Source organism: Gemella sp. 27098_8_149 (assembly GCF_041433745.1).
GTDB lineage: Bacteria > Bacillota > Bacilli > Staphylococcales > Gemellaceae > Gemella.
On the sequence record NZ_JAPWCB010000002.1, the window covers coordinates 1 to 16,912 of the forward strand.

17 protein-coding genes are annotated in these 16,912 nt (G+C 29.0%); 12 read left to right on the forward strand and 5 right to left on the reverse strand.

The window, feature by feature from the left end:
* The first annotated feature begins 421 nt into the window (after positions 1-421).
* The 9 genes from O3801_RS01165 (at position 422) to O3801_RS01205 (ending at position 9,547) form a co-directional block, all read left to right on the forward strand.
* Positions 422-1,036 (forward strand): SAP domain-containing protein, encoded by a 615-nt coding sequence (locus O3801_RS01165; RefSeq protein WP_483299470.1) that lies wholly within the window; start codon positions 422-424, stop codon positions 1,034-1,036.
* Between the two features lie 180 nt (positions 1,037-1,216).
* Positions 1,217-1,753, forward strand: a complete 537-nt coding sequence (locus O3801_RS01170; RefSeq protein ID WP_371453711.1) for a ClbS/DfsB family four-helix bundle protein — start codon at positions 1,217-1,219, stop codon at positions 1,751-1,753.
* A 135-nt stretch (positions 1,754-1,888) separates the two neighbouring features.
* On the forward strand, positions 1,889-2,653 hold the full coding sequence (locus tag O3801_RS01175; RefSeq protein WP_371453713.1) for a class I SAM-dependent methyltransferase: 765 nt from the start codon (positions 1,889-1,891) through the stop codon (positions 2,651-2,653).
* A 303-nt stretch (positions 2,654-2,956) separates the two neighbouring features.
* A complete protein-coding gene (locus tag O3801_RS01180) occupies positions 2,957-3,592 on the forward strand; it encodes a TetR/AcrR family transcriptional regulator (protein WP_274459406.1) in 636 nt (211 codons plus the stop codon).
* A 276-nt stretch (positions 3,593-3,868) separates the two neighbouring features.
* Positions 3,869-4,609, forward strand: a complete 741-nt coding sequence (locus O3801_RS01185) for an ABC transporter permease (protein WP_371453715.1) — start codon at positions 3,869-3,871, stop codon at positions 4,607-4,609.
* A gap of 161 nt (positions 4,610-4,770) precedes the next feature.
* Entirely contained in the window at positions 4,771-5,490 is a 720-nt protein-coding gene (locus O3801_RS01190) for an ABC transporter ATP-binding protein (RefSeq protein ID WP_371453717.1), read from the forward strand.
* Positions 5,491-5,511: 21 nt separating this feature from the next.
* Positions 5,512-7,194, forward strand: coding sequence for an ABC transporter ATP-binding protein (locus O3801_RS01195; RefSeq protein WP_371453719.1), 1,683 nt, complete (start codon positions 5,512-5,514; stop codon positions 7,192-7,194).
* Between the two features lie 238 nt (positions 7,195-7,432).
* Positions 7,433-7,744 (forward strand): hypothetical protein, encoded by a 312-nt coding sequence (locus O3801_RS01200; RefSeq protein WP_371453721.1) that lies wholly within the window; start codon positions 7,433-7,435, stop codon positions 7,742-7,744.
* A 195-nt stretch (positions 7,745-7,939) separates the two neighbouring features.
* Entirely contained in the window at positions 7,940-9,547 is a 1,608-nt protein-coding gene (locus tag O3801_RS01205; RefSeq protein WP_371453723.1) for a YSIRK-type signal peptide-containing protein, read from the forward strand.
* Positions 9,548-9,621: 74 nt separating this feature from the next.
* Here O3801_RS01205 and O3801_RS01210 read toward each other — a convergent pair whose 3' ends face one another.
* The 5 genes from O3801_RS01210 to O3801_RS01230 all read right to left on the reverse strand — a co-directional run bounded on the left by O3801_RS01210 (position 9,622) and on the right by O3801_RS01230 (position 13,580).
* Positions 9,622-9,912, reverse strand: coding sequence for a DUF5960 family protein (locus tag O3801_RS01210; protein ID WP_314160676.1), 291 nt, complete (start codon positions 9,910-9,912; stop codon positions 9,622-9,624).
* A complete protein-coding gene (locus tag O3801_RS01215) occupies positions 9,899-10,261 on the reverse strand; it encodes a hypothetical protein (protein ID WP_371453725.1) in 363 nt (120 codons plus the stop codon). Before O3801_RS01215 ends, O3801_RS01210 begins: the two co-directional genes overlap by 14 nt.
* A complete protein-coding gene (locus O3801_RS01220; protein WP_371453727.1) occupies positions 10,258-11,670 on the reverse strand; it encodes a Y-family DNA polymerase in 1,413 nt (470 codons plus the stop codon). Before O3801_RS01220 ends, O3801_RS01215 begins: the two co-directional genes overlap by 4 nt.
* A 4-nt stretch (positions 11,671-11,674) precedes the next feature.
* Positions 11,675-12,331 carry a LexA family transcriptional regulator gene (locus O3801_RS01225; RefSeq protein ID WP_371453729.1) on the reverse strand — a complete coding sequence of 219 codons (657 nt, stop codon included), beginning with the start codon at positions 12,329-12,331 and terminating at the stop codon, positions 11,675-11,677.
* A 163-nt stretch (positions 12,332-12,494) separates the two neighbouring features.
* Positions 12,495-13,580 (reverse strand): serine hydrolase, encoded by a 1,086-nt coding sequence (locus O3801_RS01230; protein ID WP_371453730.1) that lies wholly within the window; start codon positions 13,578-13,580, stop codon positions 12,495-12,497.
* Between the two features lie 335 nt (positions 13,581-13,915).
* On the opposite strand from O3801_RS01230, the gene O3801_RS01235 reads away from it, so the two are divergent.
* The 3 genes from O3801_RS01235 to truA all read left to right on the forward strand — a co-directional run bounded on the left by O3801_RS01235 (position 13,916) and on the right by truA (position 16,770).
* The gene (locus O3801_RS01235) at positions 13,916-14,524 is read left to right on the forward strand and encodes a phosphatase PAP2 family protein (protein WP_371453732.1); all 609 of its coding nucleotides are present in this window, start codon (positions 13,916-13,918) and stop codon (positions 14,522-14,524) included.
* A 12-nt stretch (positions 14,525-14,536) separates the two neighbouring features.
* On the forward strand, positions 14,537-15,637 hold the full coding sequence (locus tag O3801_RS01240) for an MGDG synthase family glycosyltransferase (RefSeq protein WP_371453734.1): 1,101 nt from the start codon (positions 14,537-14,539) through the stop codon (positions 15,635-15,637).
* Between the two features lie 335 nt (positions 15,638-15,972).
* A complete protein-coding gene (gene truA, locus O3801_RS01245; protein WP_371453736.1) occupies positions 15,973-16,770 on the forward strand; it encodes a tRNA pseudouridine(38-40) synthase TruA in 798 nt (265 codons plus the stop codon).
* Positions 16,771-16,912 lie beyond the last annotated feature (142 nt).

Genomic DNA, 16,912 nt, shown 5'->3' on the forward strand with positions numbered 1-16,912 from the left:
GGTATCGTTTCGACATACCCATTTTAAGGCGAAAATAGGTGTGCTACCATTCCTGTGTACAGTGGATATGAAATACGTTACTTGTTGGAGAATCGAGCCATGTTGAAGCAGTCGTTTTAATGACAAGGGCGTAGACCGAAGCCGTTAATTATGAATGCTTTATGAGATAGTTGTTGTAGAGCGGTAGTGATGAGGTAACAGTGAATCGATGAGTGTGTAGTATTAATGTCAAAAGTTAAAACTAGTGAATAAATGAAGTATAGAAAATAAAGGCTTATTCTAAGGCTATCGTTAAAGGATATCGGTAACTTGGAGTAAGTCTTTATTTTAATTTACGAAATCTAAGGAGTATTGTATAATAAAATAAATTAAGTTGATTAAGAGGAAAATATATAATTTAAGTTTTGGAGGTGAGTGTGTGATAGAAATTAGACCTAGTTTTAAAGATATAGAATCATTTGAGGAATTTAACAAGTACTATTGGTATCGAGAAGAACTTTCGCAAATATGTAAGTCTCTTGGACTAGAGTATAGATGTACAAAGAAAGAATTGAACTATATTATTGACCAATATTTCAAGGGAAATAGAATAGAAAAGTCTACGAGGAAAGTAAACAAAAAACATGTCGAAGTAATATCTTTAAATACACCATTGCTAGAATGTGGTTTTTCTTTTAACCAAAAATTTAGAGATTATTTTTCAGCTGTAACAGGAGTTAGCCCGTTTAAATTTAATGCTGATATGGCAACGGCTTGGAGAAAAGTAAAAAGTGATAACGATAAAGAATTTACAATTCAAGATATGATAAAAATATATTATGGAGAGTCAGATTATGCAAAGTATGATAATTCGACTTGTCAGTGGAATCAATTTCTGAAAGAATTTTGTGCAGATGAATTTAGCAATAATTATTCTAACAAGTTAAAAGTTGCGGCTATCCTTTGGAAAGAAGTTAGAAACTCAAAAAATGAAAAAATTTATTCAAAACAACTTCTAAATGAATATGGATTCAAAGTAGAGGAGTACCGCAAATAAAAATATATCTGATACTTTTTAATGATAGTATAAGGTTGTCGTTAAAAGGTTTATGGATGCAGGTAGGATGATTGGATATACTTTTCATATGGAGTGTGCGACGCTACTTGTGAAAGGTGATTAATAGAAGAAAATTATAAAAGATAATAATATAGTATTTTGTAAAGAGAGGGATTAATTGTGCCAAGACCAACGACAAAAAATGATTTAATGATAGTTGCCAAGGAAAGTTATGAAAAGTTAAACTTACTTATTTCAAAGATGACGAGTGAAGAGTTAAATACACCTTTTGATTTTTCAAAAGATAAAAAGAAAAAAGAAGCTCATTGGAGAAGAGATAAAAACTTAAGAGATATCTTAATTCATCTATATGAATGGCATAAACTTATTTTGAATTGGGTACGTTCCAATCAAAAGGGAGAAGAGAAATCATTTATTCCTGAACCATATAACTGGAGAACTTACGGCGATATGAATGTAGAATTTTGGAAAAAGCATCAGAATACGTCTCTAGAAGATGCAACAAAAGCTTTACAAAAATCTCATAAAGATATTTTGAAACTAGCCGAAAACTTTACAAATGAAGAATTATTTTCAAAAAAAGTTTATAAATGGGTTGGCGGGAGTACATTGGGATCTTATTTTGTCAGTGCTACTTCTAGCCATTATGATTGGGCTATAAAAAAAATAAAGGCCCATCAAAAAAATCGCAAGTAAGCCATAAATGAAAAAATACAAGGAAGTAAAGATAAATTAACGTAAACTTCCTTTTAGAGGAGTACCGCAAATAAAAATATATTGAATACTTTTTAAAGATAACTCACATTTGAAAAATTACGAGGAGATTATAAGATGAACAGTTATATAAAATTAAATGAAGATAGATGGAATAATGTAAAAAATGACTATACTGAGCCGTTGACACATGAACAATTAGAAGAAGCTAGAAATAATCCAATTTCTGTTGCATTAACTGTTGGGAAAAAAGTTCCAAAAGAATGGTTTGAAAAAGCAAACGGAAAAAAGATATTAGGTTTAGCTTGTGGTGGTGGTCAGCAGGGACCAGTTTTTGCTGTAAAAGGTTATGATGTAACCATAATGGATTTTTCTAAATCACAATTACAAAGAGATGAAATGGTTGCTAAAAGAGAAGGCTTAAAAATCAACACAGTTCAAGGTGATATGACAAAACCATTTCCATTTGAAAATGAAACTTTTGATATTATTTTTAATCCAGTTTCAAATGTATATGTAGAAGATTTAGAAAACATATATAAAGAAGCCTCTCGAGTATTGAAAAAGGGTGGATTGTTAATGGTCGGATTTATGAATCCTTGGATATACATGTACGATGCTGACATTGTATGGGACAAACCTGATGAGGAATTACATCTAAAATTTTCAATCCCTTTTAATTCAAAAGAGCTTGAAGAGGAAGGAAAATTAACTATAAACCCAGAATATGGATATGAATTTAGTCATACCTTAGAAACTCAGATTAGAGGACAGCTTAAAAATGGTCTTGCTATGATAGATTTTTATGAGTCGTGTGATAAAAGACATAGATTATCACATTATGGAAATGACTATATAGCTACACTTTGCATTAAACTATAATGGTATAGAACATACTTTAGGAGAATAGTCTGTTTTATTTTTCGTAAAGGTTAAAATCTAAATTCCAGTTCCTCTAACTCAAACAATTAAATAAAACGCAATAACATAGCAATTTATTAAACGGTAAATACATTGTGATGTACGAAAGAGGAGAGAATATAAGATTACTTTGTATAATAACTTGAACTAATATTAAGAGTAAACTCTAAAAAATAAAGTAGGAGGAACAATAAGAAACTTGACATTACTAGTTTAGAGGATTATAATGAAATTACATACCGTTGGTATGAGAAAGGAGATATTATGGCAAGGAATAGAAATCCACATGAAACTAGAAAAAAAATACTAGAAGTTTCTAAAGATTTATTTTTAAAAAAGGGATTTGATAATACCTCAATACAAGATATAATAAATGGATTAGGTGGATTGACGAAAGGTGTTATTTATCATCATTTTGAATCGAAACAGGAGATATTACAATCAATTATTAGAGAAAATAATCAAGAAATTCTAAATTATAATTGGAGGGGAGATACTGGATTAGAAAAAATACAAAATTCTTTGATGGATGCTTTCTCTAATTTTGAACAACAAAGGCTTGTATATTCAGCTTCGATAAAGTTAAGAAGTCCACGTTTGTTAGGAGAACAGTATTTAAGTTTATTTTCTGATTTTTTACCAGAAATTAGAGAAAGAGTTTACGAAGGTGTTAAAGATGAATCAATTAAAACAGAATATCCAGAAGAACTGGCTGATTTGATTGTTTTAACTTTGAATATTTGGATTGGATTCCAAATTTCTGTTTATTCAGTAGAGGAACTAAAGAGAAAAATGAAATTCATTAAACTTTCGTTTGATGGACTAGGGGTACAATTGATTTCTGATGAAATGATGGAGATAATTTTCGAATTATTTGATCACTTAAAAGGTGTTAAATAGATAGTCTTATTATATGCTTGTTAGTAATAACTTTTTATCGATTTAATCAGTTATTGTTCTATAAATATATTTTAAGTATTTGATATTTTAAAAATAACATACTCAGGTATGTTATTAAAAAACTTATTGACATACCAAGAGTATGTATTATTTTTTAGTTTTGAAATACCGTTGGTATGTTTTATACTCTTATTTGATTTAAACGGTTATTTTAAATATGTATTCAGAATAGTTTAAATAATATAAACTATATTTACTTTTAGGAGGAAAAAATCTATGTTGTCGCTTATTAAGATTGAAATCAATAAGGTTTCGAAATCTAAATTATTGTTGGCTTGGTTTGTTACTATATTGATAGTATCAGGTGTTACAGGAATTATTGTCATGGGGCTAGGTACGGATAATAAATTAGGAGAATTTGTAGGGCAGAGTTCTAATAATTTTAGAATTACTGATAAATGGGGAAATTGGGCAATTGCAACATCATTGTTTTCAGCTTTATTTACAAAAGCAGCATTTTTAATTTTTGAAGCTTATTTATTGTCTATAATTTTTATTGATGAATTTAGACAAAGAACAGTTTTTCAGTTGTTTTCTTACCCTATTTCTAAAATTAAATTACTATGGGGAAAAGTTATATCGGTGATTGTAATATCATTTATTGCGCATTTTACTGCACATTTAGTTATTCAATTATTAATTAAATTAGTCGCGGTTTTAACTGAATCAAATTATATCCCAGTAGTTAATCAATTAATTAATCTAATAGGAATTACGTTTGGAATAGTATTAATTGGGATATTACCTTTTGTTATAGGTATGATTAAGTATTCAATACCTATAACAATGCTTTCAGGACTTGGTTTAGCAGCATTACTATCTAATGCAACTCCGGGAAGTTTGACTAATAATTTTGTTAACAACTTATTATTTTTAATATTTGCTAGCTTCATAAGTATAATTATTGCTTCAGTTTCAATTTATAATATTTCAAGAAAAGATATTAATATCAAGTAGTATAACTTAATTTATTGGAATGAATTGTTTAAGGAATAAAAATATAACGACTAAAGTATGTAACAGTTCTTTGATAATTACTTTAAATGACGAGACTATATAAGTTAGTATTTATATTCCTGAAAAAAAGAATCTCGTATTGAAGAAAGAGAGGTATAGAAATGAAAAATGTTGTTGAAATAAAAGAACTTTTTAAAACTATTGATAAGGAAGAAATCTTAAGTGGTATTAATCTTCAAATTTCTGAAGGAGAAATATATGGATTTCTAGGGCCAAATGGTTCTGGAAAAACAACTTTAATGAAATGCATGTTATCCTTATCAACTATTACATCTGGTAGTATTGAAATTTTTGGAAAAAATTTACAAGAACACAGAGAAGAAATTTTAAGTCAGATTGGTAGTATTATTGAAACACCAATTTTTTATGAAAACTGTACTGCAAAAGAAGTCTTGAAAATTCATGCTCAGTATATGGGGGGAAATATTACTGAATCAGATATAATAAATGTCTTAAGTATGGTAGGATTAAAAAATACTACTAAAAAAGTAAAAGAGTTTTCGTTAGGAATGAGGCAGAGACTCGGTTTAGCTAGAGCTTTTTTAACAAAACCTAGATTATTAATCTTAGATGAACCAATTAATGGTTTGGATCCAATAGGAATTCAAGAAATTCGAAATCTTTTGTTAACCCTTTCTAAGGAACATGGAATTACAATATTAATCTCAAGTCATATCTTATCCGAAATTTCACAGATAGCAGACAAGATTGGTGTTATAAAAAATGGAGAAATGATTGAACAAATTTCTATGAAAGAAATTATGAGAGAAAATATTGACTTAGAAGAATATTTTATGTCACATTTTCTAAATAAAATTTAATAATTATGAGGTGGACTAAGAATGAAACAATTGATAAAGAATCATAAAAAGTTTTATTATACTTTCATGATTTTTAATATGCTAGTTCCTTTAACTAATATTGCTTTTGCTTATTCTATTAAAGATATTATTGATAGTGGATTGTCCCAAAATAGAGAAGCACTAACTGAAGCTGTATTAGTTGGCGCTGTTGTTATTTTCGTCTATGCTGGTCTTAATTTCATATCTCTTCGATTGAGAAATAAACTTGTTAGAAAAATCATGTCAAGATATAAAAATAAGGTGTTTCAATCAATTTTAGATAAGGATTATAGAGAATTTTCTAAGGAGAAATCAGGAAAATATATTTCTATATTGACTGAAAATATGAAGAAAATTGAGCAAGACTATTTGTACCAGTATTTTAATATTTCAAAAAACTTTTCTTTGATGATTTTCTCGCTAATAGCCATGTTTATAGGTAACTGGTTTTTAACCTTATTGGTTATCATTGCCAGCATTATTCCAATGATAATTTCAGGAGTTATTGGACAAAAGTCAGTTTCTTTACAAAATAGTGCTCTTATTGCTGATCAGAAGTATTTAGCTAAAGTTAAAGATATTTTAGCAGGATTTCTGGTTATTAAAAGTTTTAATGTGAAAGAAGCTATTCGTCAAGATTATAATCATGAAAGTAAAAAATTGGATGAGATTTATTATATAAAAGGAAAATTTGATGTTTTTGCTAATGTTATTTCTCAGCTTTCAGGGATGATTGTTTTTTTAGTAGCCTTTGGTGGAGGAATGTATCTTGTCTTCGATGGCCATACCACAATTGGAAGTGTAACAGCTATTGTTCAACTAGTCAATTTTGTAGTAATTCCACTTAATGAAATTGGTATGGGAATGAGTAAATTCCGTGAAGGTCAGGCAACACTAGGTTCATTTAAGATGAAAGCTGTACCCGAACTTCAAACAGGTAAAAGGAAAGAATATTTCGGTGATGTAATTTCTTTTTCAAATGTAGATTTTTCTTATCCTAATGCTAAAGAAAAGATTTTTAATAATTTATCTTTGAATATTCAAAAGGGAGAAAAAATTGCAATCGTAGGTATGTCAGGAAGTGGGAAATCAACTTTGCTAAATCTATTATTGCGTTTTTATGATGTAACAAGTGGGCACATATCAATTGATAATCAAGATTTACAAGATATTTCGTCAGAGAGTCTGTATAACTTAATAACTGTAGTTCAACAAGATGTTTATATTTTTGATGATACTTTAAGTGCGAATATTACACTTAATCAACCTTTCGCAGATGATGAGATAAAACAAGCTGTACAGGAGTCTGGGTTAGAAAATTATATTTTAGGAAATGAATTAGGTTTGCAAACTTTATGTGGTGAGGGTGGATCAAATTTATCCGGTGGGCAAAAACAGAGACTTAGCATTGCACGTGCCTTAATTCGTAAAACACCAATCTTATTATTAGATGAGGCTACTTCATCTTTGGATAATAAAGTTACTACTGAAATTGAAAATTCAATCTTGAAAATTCAAAATTTGACAGCGCTTGTTGTTACTCACAAGTTGAATGAAGCTATTTTGAAAAAATATGATAGAATTATTTTTATGAAAGACGGTGTTATTGTTGAAGATGGTTCTTTTAGTGATTTGATGGATAGAAAAGGTGAATTTTATAAGTTGTTTGGGTTGAGTGTGTAACTTTGATAGTGAAGGGTGATAAGTAGGTAATTTATTAATAGAGTATTATTGTTGGTATTTTAAAAGTAGTAGCCTATATTGTTGAATATTTATAAAAGGTGGCTATTATTTTTAAGTAATAATTTGAAAATTGGTAACTTGTAATATTGATAATCTCTATCAGTTGAATTCATTTGTTGTTTTACTATTATTAGTATATAATCTTACTTGAAAACATATATACTTTAGGAGAACAAGAATGAAGTTAGAAGATTTTACAGAACAAGAACAAAAACAGATAAAGAAAGGTCTTACTTTTTCGGTAATTAGTGATAAAGAAACTGCGGATAGAATACTTTCATTGGTTCCAGAAGAACTAATGAAGAAAATTCCATTTTTTGTAAGAAAACATGCTAATACTCGTACAGTTAAGAGAATTTCTATCGAATACCCAGAATTATACGCAGCAGCTCAAAAAGAGGGAGAATGGCCAGAAAAAGAAAAAGAAGAATTACGTGAAATTATTACAGCCATTTTCCAAGAGAAAATGAATAAACATCAAATTAAATAATATAAAATATGGATATTATTATGTACCAGGATCAATAAGGAAAGTAGAATATTTAACTTTTTGATTCTGGTATTTTTGTATTGTAAGTTATTAAAGTATGTTCACACTTGCTCATTTTTCTGAGATATACTATAATAAAAAAGATAGATAAATAAGTAAATTATAACTTTTAAGTAAGTTGATAAGGAGAAAATTATGTTTGGTACGAGAAAATATTCGATTAGAAAGGTTTCAGTAGGCATTGTTAGTATATTAATAGGCATAACTGCGGGTTCTCTTGGAACAGCATATGCACATGAAGAAACAAACAATGCTGTTGCACATGCAGAAGTTAATCGCGATGTTAATTTAGAGCATGTAAACAAACCTGTTTTAGATGAACCTGAAAAAATAATGCCTAAACCTGAATTAAGCCCAAAACCTGTAGAACCTATTGCAGCTATAGGGTGCGCAGATTGTAAACATGAAGAGAAAAAAGAAGAATCTCACATGGTGAATGTAGTTGATAAACCTATTTTAGAAGAAGTTGAAAAAACGACAACTGTACCTGAAATGGAGTTAAAAGCTTCAAAACAGAATGTATCGTTAGTATCAGGAACAGAAATCAATAAAGAAGATAATTTAATTAAATCTGTTTTAGAAGATAAGATAGACTGGAATACTGTAGATGAAAAAGAATTTATAAATTATTTATTTGCTGATATTAAGGTTGACAAAAAGAAAGAACAAGAAATAAAAGAAATATGGCTAATTAAAGTTAATGAGTTATTAGCCGTTGATCCTAATAATGTAAATCTTCAAAAAGTAAAAGCTATTTTAGAAAATTCTTTAAAGAGTAATTCTTCAGTAGAAATAGAAAAAGCAAAAGGAAAAAAAGTAACTGAAGATAAGAAAGAAAACAAAGAATCAGTGAAAGATGAGACTAAAAAAGTCGCACCAAAAGAAGAAAAAGTAACTGATAATAAAAAAGAAAACAAAGAACCAGTAAAAGCTGAAGATAAAAAAGATAAGAAAGAATCTGTAAAAGAAACTGATAAGAAGGAAGCTTCTAAAGGACAAACTGTTCCAGAAAATAAACAAGAAGTTCCTAGTAAAGAAGCTCCGAAAGAAACTTCAGATAAAACAGATTCGTCTAATAATAAAAAACAAGAAAACTCAGAGAATAGTGCGACAGTTGAAAATAAAGTTTTATCTGCAACATTATCTGGGCGTGATGTAGCTGTATCTTTTGATAAAAACAAAATAAAAGCTGACGACGTCTTTGTAGGTGCAATAAATGATGAGAATCTTAACAAGACCATCATAGAAAAACTAGGTAATGAATATAAAGTTATTGAAGTTTTTGAAATACATTTCAAAAAAGATGGTAAAAAATTAGATAGTGATGCTGAACGTACAGTTAAAGTATCTGTAGTAAAAAATGACAATGCAGAATTAGAAGTATATCACATAGCGGACAACAATATTTTAGAAAAAGTTGAAAGTAGCTTTAGTGACGGTTCGTTGCAATTCAAAATAAACCACTTCAGTAAATTTACTATTTTAGAAAGAATTAGAGTAGGTGCGAAAGATTTAGAAAGTCGTGTTCAAATAGTTACACCTGCTAAGGCTGACTATAAAAAAGAATATAAAAAAGAAAATTCTAACAATACTGTTACTAATTCTAATACAGTAGAAAAAGAAGCTTCTAAAAAAGAAAAAGAAGAATTACCAAAAACTGGTTTAGAGTCAGAACAGACTATTGGTATGGCGTTACTAGCTCTAGTAGCAGCGATAGCGATTAGAAGAAAACAAAAACAATAGAATCTATTAGATTCAAAGTAGAGAAATTAAAAAATAAATAAACTCGAAATTAGGAAGATATCCTAGTTTCGAGTTTATTTTTCATTTATGAATTTATGTCCAATATATTGAAAGATTCTCACCATTTTATTTTCTAAAGGAGTTTGAACTTTGAAAAAGAAGTAGTGATCTCTTTTATCTTTTGATTTATTAGCGGTTAATCTGAAAAAATTACTATTGTTATTTACCATTAAATTTAAAATATCGTCTGTTAAAAATGTTAAAGGTACATTCAATGCAGAATATTTATAGAAGTCTTTTTCGAATTGGTCGTAATTACTACTAAAATAATCAAATTGGACTTCATGTTGATTAAGTTTGTTCATAGTCTAATTCCTCTGCTAAAGAAACTTTTATAATATCGCTAATTGAAATTTGCAGTATATTTTGTTTAGTTGAAAAATAAATAATATCGCTAGTACAATCAACAACCTTTCCTAGATATGGTTCACGTTGAGTAGAGGTATATAAATACGATAGACCTTTAAAAAAATAAAGTTGGTTTAGTAGTAGTCTTTTTTCATCTTCATTCATATTATTGGAAAAATCTATAGTATCACCTTGAGTATTAATCGCGGTAGTGTGTTCTGAGATGAAAAAGCCCATCCATTTAGCCATCCCACGGTCAGCGTATTCTTTTGCAGATTTATAGGGAAGATAATTTCTATTTATCATATTAGTCCATCCATGCCACCAGCATGACCTCCTACTAGTTTACTTCTTTCTTTCACACGTGAACCTTCCATTAACATACTTCCATTTTGAACTGATAAGAATCCGTATTTATCACGTATAGTATCCAGTGTTTTATCAATTTTTCTTTGTTTTTCAATAGCTTTAATATCATCGAATAATGTATAAATTGTAAGATTATCATCTATTAGGTTATCATATCTAACTGCAATAGAGCGTACGGCACCACCGTCATATTTACTTCTAAAAAGTGATAGAACATGATCGGTTAATTGTTTTGTACTTTGAGTAGGGGTGATTTTTTTAGATGCATTAATAGATTTTTTGCTTTCAACTCTACTGTAACTGATATGGATATGTACTGATTTTGCCTTTTTCTTAACTCTTCTTAGTCTTATTGCGACTTGTTCTGCCATTTCTGACAAAACTAATTCTATTTGTGATTTAACCTTATAATCTTTAGGTAGTACTTGTGAATTACCTATGCCTTTTGATTTTGGTTTATAAGGTTTTGAAGGTTTGCTCTCATCGATTCCATTTGCGTGGAACCATAACTGAACTCCAATTATACCGAATTCCTTTTTTAATACATCTGGATTAGCATTTGCTAAGTCTTTAACAGAATATATTTTTAATTTATTCAATCTTTTTTCTGTTCTGTTTCCTATTCCCCAAAAATCAGTAAGTGAAGATATATGCCACACTTTTGTTTCAACATCTTCATATGACCAATTAGCACGCATAGTTGGAGTTTTTTTCGCTTCATTATCTAGCGCAAGTTTTGCTAAAAGAGGATTTGCATTACTCATTCCTACAGAGGAGTAAACACCTGTTTTTTTCCATATATCATGTTGAATTTTCGCACAAATTATGTCCAATTTTTCTTTTCTTGTTTTTATAGAATCTTTTATGAAGTAATTGAGAGATTGTGTTAAATCGATAAATCCTTCATCTATTGAATAGGGATGAATATCCTCATCTGGAACATAATTTTTAAGTACATTAAGTATTTGTATATTTTTTTCGATATATAGAGTCATTCTTGGAGGGACGATGAGCGTTTTTTTAGCCCAAGCTTCAATATGATTAATATATTGTTGAGTTATTTCAAGACCTTGTCTTTTTGCATTATAAAATGAAAAACGTCGTGTATTAATATCGAAGGGAAGATCATAACTTCTACCTACATTATTTTTTCCAAAGACTTCTTTGAAAACAGGAGAACTTGCCAATATTAAACCGTTAGAGTTATCACTTCTGCTCATTACACAAAGTGAGGTTGTTAAAGGATTAAGTCCACGTTCTACGCATTCTACACTTGCATAAAAAGACTTCATATCTATGAAGGCTATATCTGAATGAGGTTCTAATGTATAGTCGATTATTCCCATGTTACTACACCTCTTTTATAGGTTTAAATGAATCTGTAACAACTCCTACTATATTTACTTCTTCTATCGGTGCTATTATGTCTTTGTAGTTGTCATTAATAGAAACTAGACGAACTGTATTTTCTTCTAGGAAAACTTTTTTTATGTATGTTTCTTCATTATAGACTACTGCATAAACCAATCCGTCAAAATCGTATCCAGTTTTTCTAATCAGGGCAACATCACCGCTGTGGTATTTTGGTTCCATAGAATCCCCATCAATCCAAGAGGCTATATCGTGTGATATGTCTTTGTCGAAGTAAACAGTATCGAACTCATAATTTTCATAATAAAAGTTACCTAAACCAGCGGATAGTTTTGCGTGAACTTGATATTTATATAATTGAGAAACATATAGCTCGTTAGCCATAGTCAAAAGTTTCTTTTGATTTATCTCGTTTAATTGGAGATATTTATTAACTATCTCATACTCTGATTCAAAGTAAGTAGTCTCTACATTAAAGTAAAGTGCTAGTTCATCTAAATTTTTTTTATTTGGTATATATTTTCCTTTTTCCCAACTATTGTAGGCAGCACGAGTAACACCGAGATGTTCAGCTACTGCAGTTTGAGAAACTTTTCGTTTAGTACGTAAGGACTTCAATCTATTATTACAAAACATAACAACCTCCATATAATATTTTGTAAAGTTATAACTTTACAAAATATTATATATGATTATAAGGAATTTGTCAAAAGAAAATAGAAGGGGAGTGACTCAAAAATCGTGATTTCGAAGAAATCGATTTTGTAGAGTCACTCCCTCTCTAAAGAGTGTATTAAATTTATGGATTCATATTAACTCGGTGCCATTCGTTTATAACATAAGAAATTTGTCCTACTTGATCTAATCCGACAAGGTTTACTTCTTCAGTAGCAGGAGTAGCTCCTCCCAAACCTGCAGTATATAAAGCGATAATGTAAGGTGTTTTCTCATAAACAATAGCATCAACATTTAGTGCTTCTTTAACATATCCAGGTTTCTGTTCTATCACCAGATTTGGAAGATAGCGTTTGTAGTAGTCTCCTGGGAAAGATTCACCAATATACGCGCGAATGTCTTTATATTTTTCTCTATTATCCCAAAGGTGTTGTAATACCTGAATATAATAGTTAGTTGTTGTTTTATTTTCGGTACTAAAGTTTTTTAATTCTGCTTTAGATTCACCGTAGTTGCTATACATTTTGTATACTTCATTCATACCTCCAAGGCGATCGGCAAGCGCGTATGCAGGAGTATTTTCTGAATGAACTAATGAATAGTATTGCATTTGGGGAATAGTCATAGCCCCTTTAAAAACTTTAACATATGTATTGTGCTCACCATCATACTCATAGTAAGTGTTAGTGATGTCATAACGTTTAGTCATAGATAAGTTATATTTTTCAAAGTTATCTACTACTAACATATTAAGCGGTAATTTATACGTAGAACCAGCAGTCATAGGTTGAGTTTCATTCATTTCAATTAATTCACCAGTTGCTAGGTTTTTATATGAAAAAGCTATTTGTGAATTTTTTATCCCATATTCTTTTGCATATGCTTGTATAACTTCAGGTAAAGTCATATTAGCGTAGTCATAATATAAACCATATGCATTCATAGTAGGGGTATCAGCTTTCATAACAGCTTGCTTTTCTTCTAGGCTCTTACCTTTTTTTTCTGGTTCTTTTGTTTTTTCTATATTGTTATGATTATCTTTTGTTGTATCGTTTGTATTAGTATTGTGATCGTTACTTTTCCAAAATGATTGTATATATTTAAAGTCGAAAAAGTTAACGTTGTGGAAACGTCCGTAATAATACAAACTAGCAATTACTACAGAGAATAGTAGTATTACTGATATTATAATTTTTTTTATTTTTGACATACAAGCTCCTGTATAAACTTATTTAATTAACTTAATAATTATAATAGAATATGTTTTAAAATTCAAGAAATAGATAGTTAATATAATAAGATAAATATATGAAAATAATGAAAGAGAAATATTATATGTGTAAGAAGATACGGTTAAATATATAATTTCGAAATTATAATAAAAAATGATGTCTATTATAAAATATTTTCAATTGAAATTAATAATATAAATCAATAAGAAATTAAGTAATTTAAAAAGGAATATGATATTATTTTGCTGTCATTATGTATAAAACTATGGTAATATGATATGAATTAGAAATTTTAAAAAGGTTAGGAGATTTAATGACAAAAAATAATCAAAACCGTTTAGTTATATTTTTTATAGTGATGTTTGGTCTTATTGCGAGTGGTTACAATAGTTTTTTGAAACCTTTGGATAGTATGATTATTAATTTTATTCAAGGTTTAGAAAATCCAATGCTTACAAGCATATATTTAAATACAACAAATATAGCAGATCAAAAACCTAGTGCAATAATAACTGCTATAATAGTTATTATTTTATTTGTGAGTAAGTTTAAAAGAGAGGCTCTATTTTTAACTCTTACAATGGGAACGTGTGGTATAGTGATGGCGTTTATTAAGATAATTTTTAATCGTCCTAGACCTAATATTCATCGTTTAGTAGAATTAAATAGCTTAAGTTTTCCTAGTGGGCACACGACTTCAGCGACAATAATGTATTTAACATTGGCGTTAATATTTATTAAATTATCGAAGAAAGGAAATAATAATTATTTTCCTATTCTTATAGCGATAATAGGAATTTTATTTATAGCGACTTCTAGAGTATATTTAGGAGTACATTATCCGACGGATACAATGGCTGGGATGTGTTTAGGTAGCGTTATAGTATTAACTTATAATTTTGTCTATTATAATAAAAAGTAGAGGTGAGGTAATATGAAAAAAGTTTTATTAATAACAGGTTCATTTGGAAATGGACATCTTCAAGTATCAAAAAATATTAAAGAAACGTTTGAAAAATATTATGCTGATGAGGTTGAAGTTATCGAAACAGACTTGTTTTTACAGGCTCATCCGAATTTGACACCAGTTTTAAAAAAATTATATTTATATAGCTTTTCATATTTTAGAGATGTTTACGGGTATTTATACTATGCAGGAAAAAATCATAGTAATATCTCTGCTTATAGATATTTTAGTTCTGAGTATTTGAAAAAACTAGTAAAACAAGCTAAACCAGATATCATAGTATCAACATTTCCAACTCCAGCTTTATCATTATTGAAAGATAGGCAGATACCGATAGTTAATATAATAACGGATTATCATTTTCATAAAAGTTGGTTAACTAAAGGTGCATTTAGATATTATGTAGCGACAGATGGAACTGAAAAAGAGTTATTGAAGTTAAATGTAGAAAAACAAAAAGTTAAGAAATTTGGAATACCGATTGCTGAAAAATTCGATAATAAAATGGATGTTGAACAATGGTTGGAAGATAATAAATTATTTATAGATAAAAAGACAGTTTTATTATCTGCTGGTGCTTTTGGGGTATCTACTGATTTTTCGAATCTTATCGGGAAAATACTGAAGAAAAATAAAGATACTCAAGTAGTAGCAATCTGTGGTAAAAATAGAGCATTAAAGAATAAATTAGAAATTGATTATGCTGAACAAAAAATGGTTAAAATTCTAGGATATACTGAAAATATGCGAGAATGGATGCAGACTGCTGATGTGCTTATAACTAAGGCAGGAGGAGTAACTATTTCTGAAGCATTAGCAAGTAATATTCCACTGATTCTTTTTAATCCTGTTCCCGGACAAGAGATGGAAAATGCTGTCTACTTTAGGAAAAATGGAATGGCAAAAATCGCTAAAAATTTAGAAGAAGTACTAGATTGTTTAGAAGAACTATTTTTTGAAGATAATATTAAGAAGATTAAATACAATATGATAAAAAATTATTTACCGCATGCAAGTTATAATATTTGCAAAGATATTATGGGAATCTTAGAATTGAATAAAGTATAATATTAATTAACTTTATATGTGTTCTGAGTAAGGGTGACTCGATAAAATCGATTTTTCTGAAATCGAAATTTTTGAGTCACTCTTTTTTATTTTTCTAAAATAATATTTTTAATATATAGGATAAAGTTGAAATTTTGTATACCAACTGAGTAAAGTTAAGCGTGATTTTTACTGATTTGTTACTGTGTTCAACTCTTATCTTATCTTATCTTTTTCTCTTTCTATTGTTATGGTATAATAGCATATAGAGTGAGTTGTTAGAAAGCATTCAAGGACTAATACGACGGTTAAGAAGTAAGAAATAAAAATTAAAATAAAACATTTAGGAGATAAGAGTGAGAGTAGTTTTACTTTGTAGGTATGATGGTAGTAATTACCATGGATTTCAAATACAACCAAATAATAATACAATTCAAGAAGAAATTGAGAAAAGTTTAAAGAAAATTAATAAAAAAGATGTACGACTTTATATGAGTGGAAGAACGGATAGTGGGGTTCATGCTTATGGTCAGGTATTGCATTTTGACACGGATTTGAATATTCCAGATGAAGCATGGGTTAAGGCGCTTAATGCTACTATTCCGAAAGACATTAGAATAGTGGGAGCGACGTCAGCTTCTGAAGATTTTCATGTTAGGTATAATAGTACACAAAAAACATACTATTATAAACTTCATATTGGAAGAGAAGTGGATCCATTCTTACTAAATTATGTGGGTAAACATAGTTTTGATTTTAATTTCGAAAAAGCTCAAGAAGCCTTGCAATATTTTATAGGAGAACATGATTTTTCATCATTTTGTTCGAAAAATTCTAGCGTTGAAGATAAGGTTAGAACGATATATAGTTTAACTATGGAGAAAGATCCGGTTAATCCTAATATTGTAAACTTTGAAATTACTGGGAATGGGTTCTTATATAATATGGTTAGAATAATTATCGGAACTATACAAAATGTCGCTGCAGGTAAATATGAAGCGAATTATGTTAAAGAAATATTAGAAAAAAAGGAACGACAATTCGCAGGACCGAAAGCTGATGCAGCAGGATTGTATCTTAAAGAAGTGCTTTATGATGATGATAAAATAAATAAATTTATAAATAATAGTTTAAAAGCTTATTGTAATAAATAATAGATTGGAGTGATTCAAAAATCGTGATTTTGTAGAAATCGATTTTTTAGAGTCACCCCCGTACAGTTTATAAATTCTCATATAAACTTTGTTAAAATTTAGGACTTTTGAATCATCCCCATTTAGTTTGAGAAAAATCGGG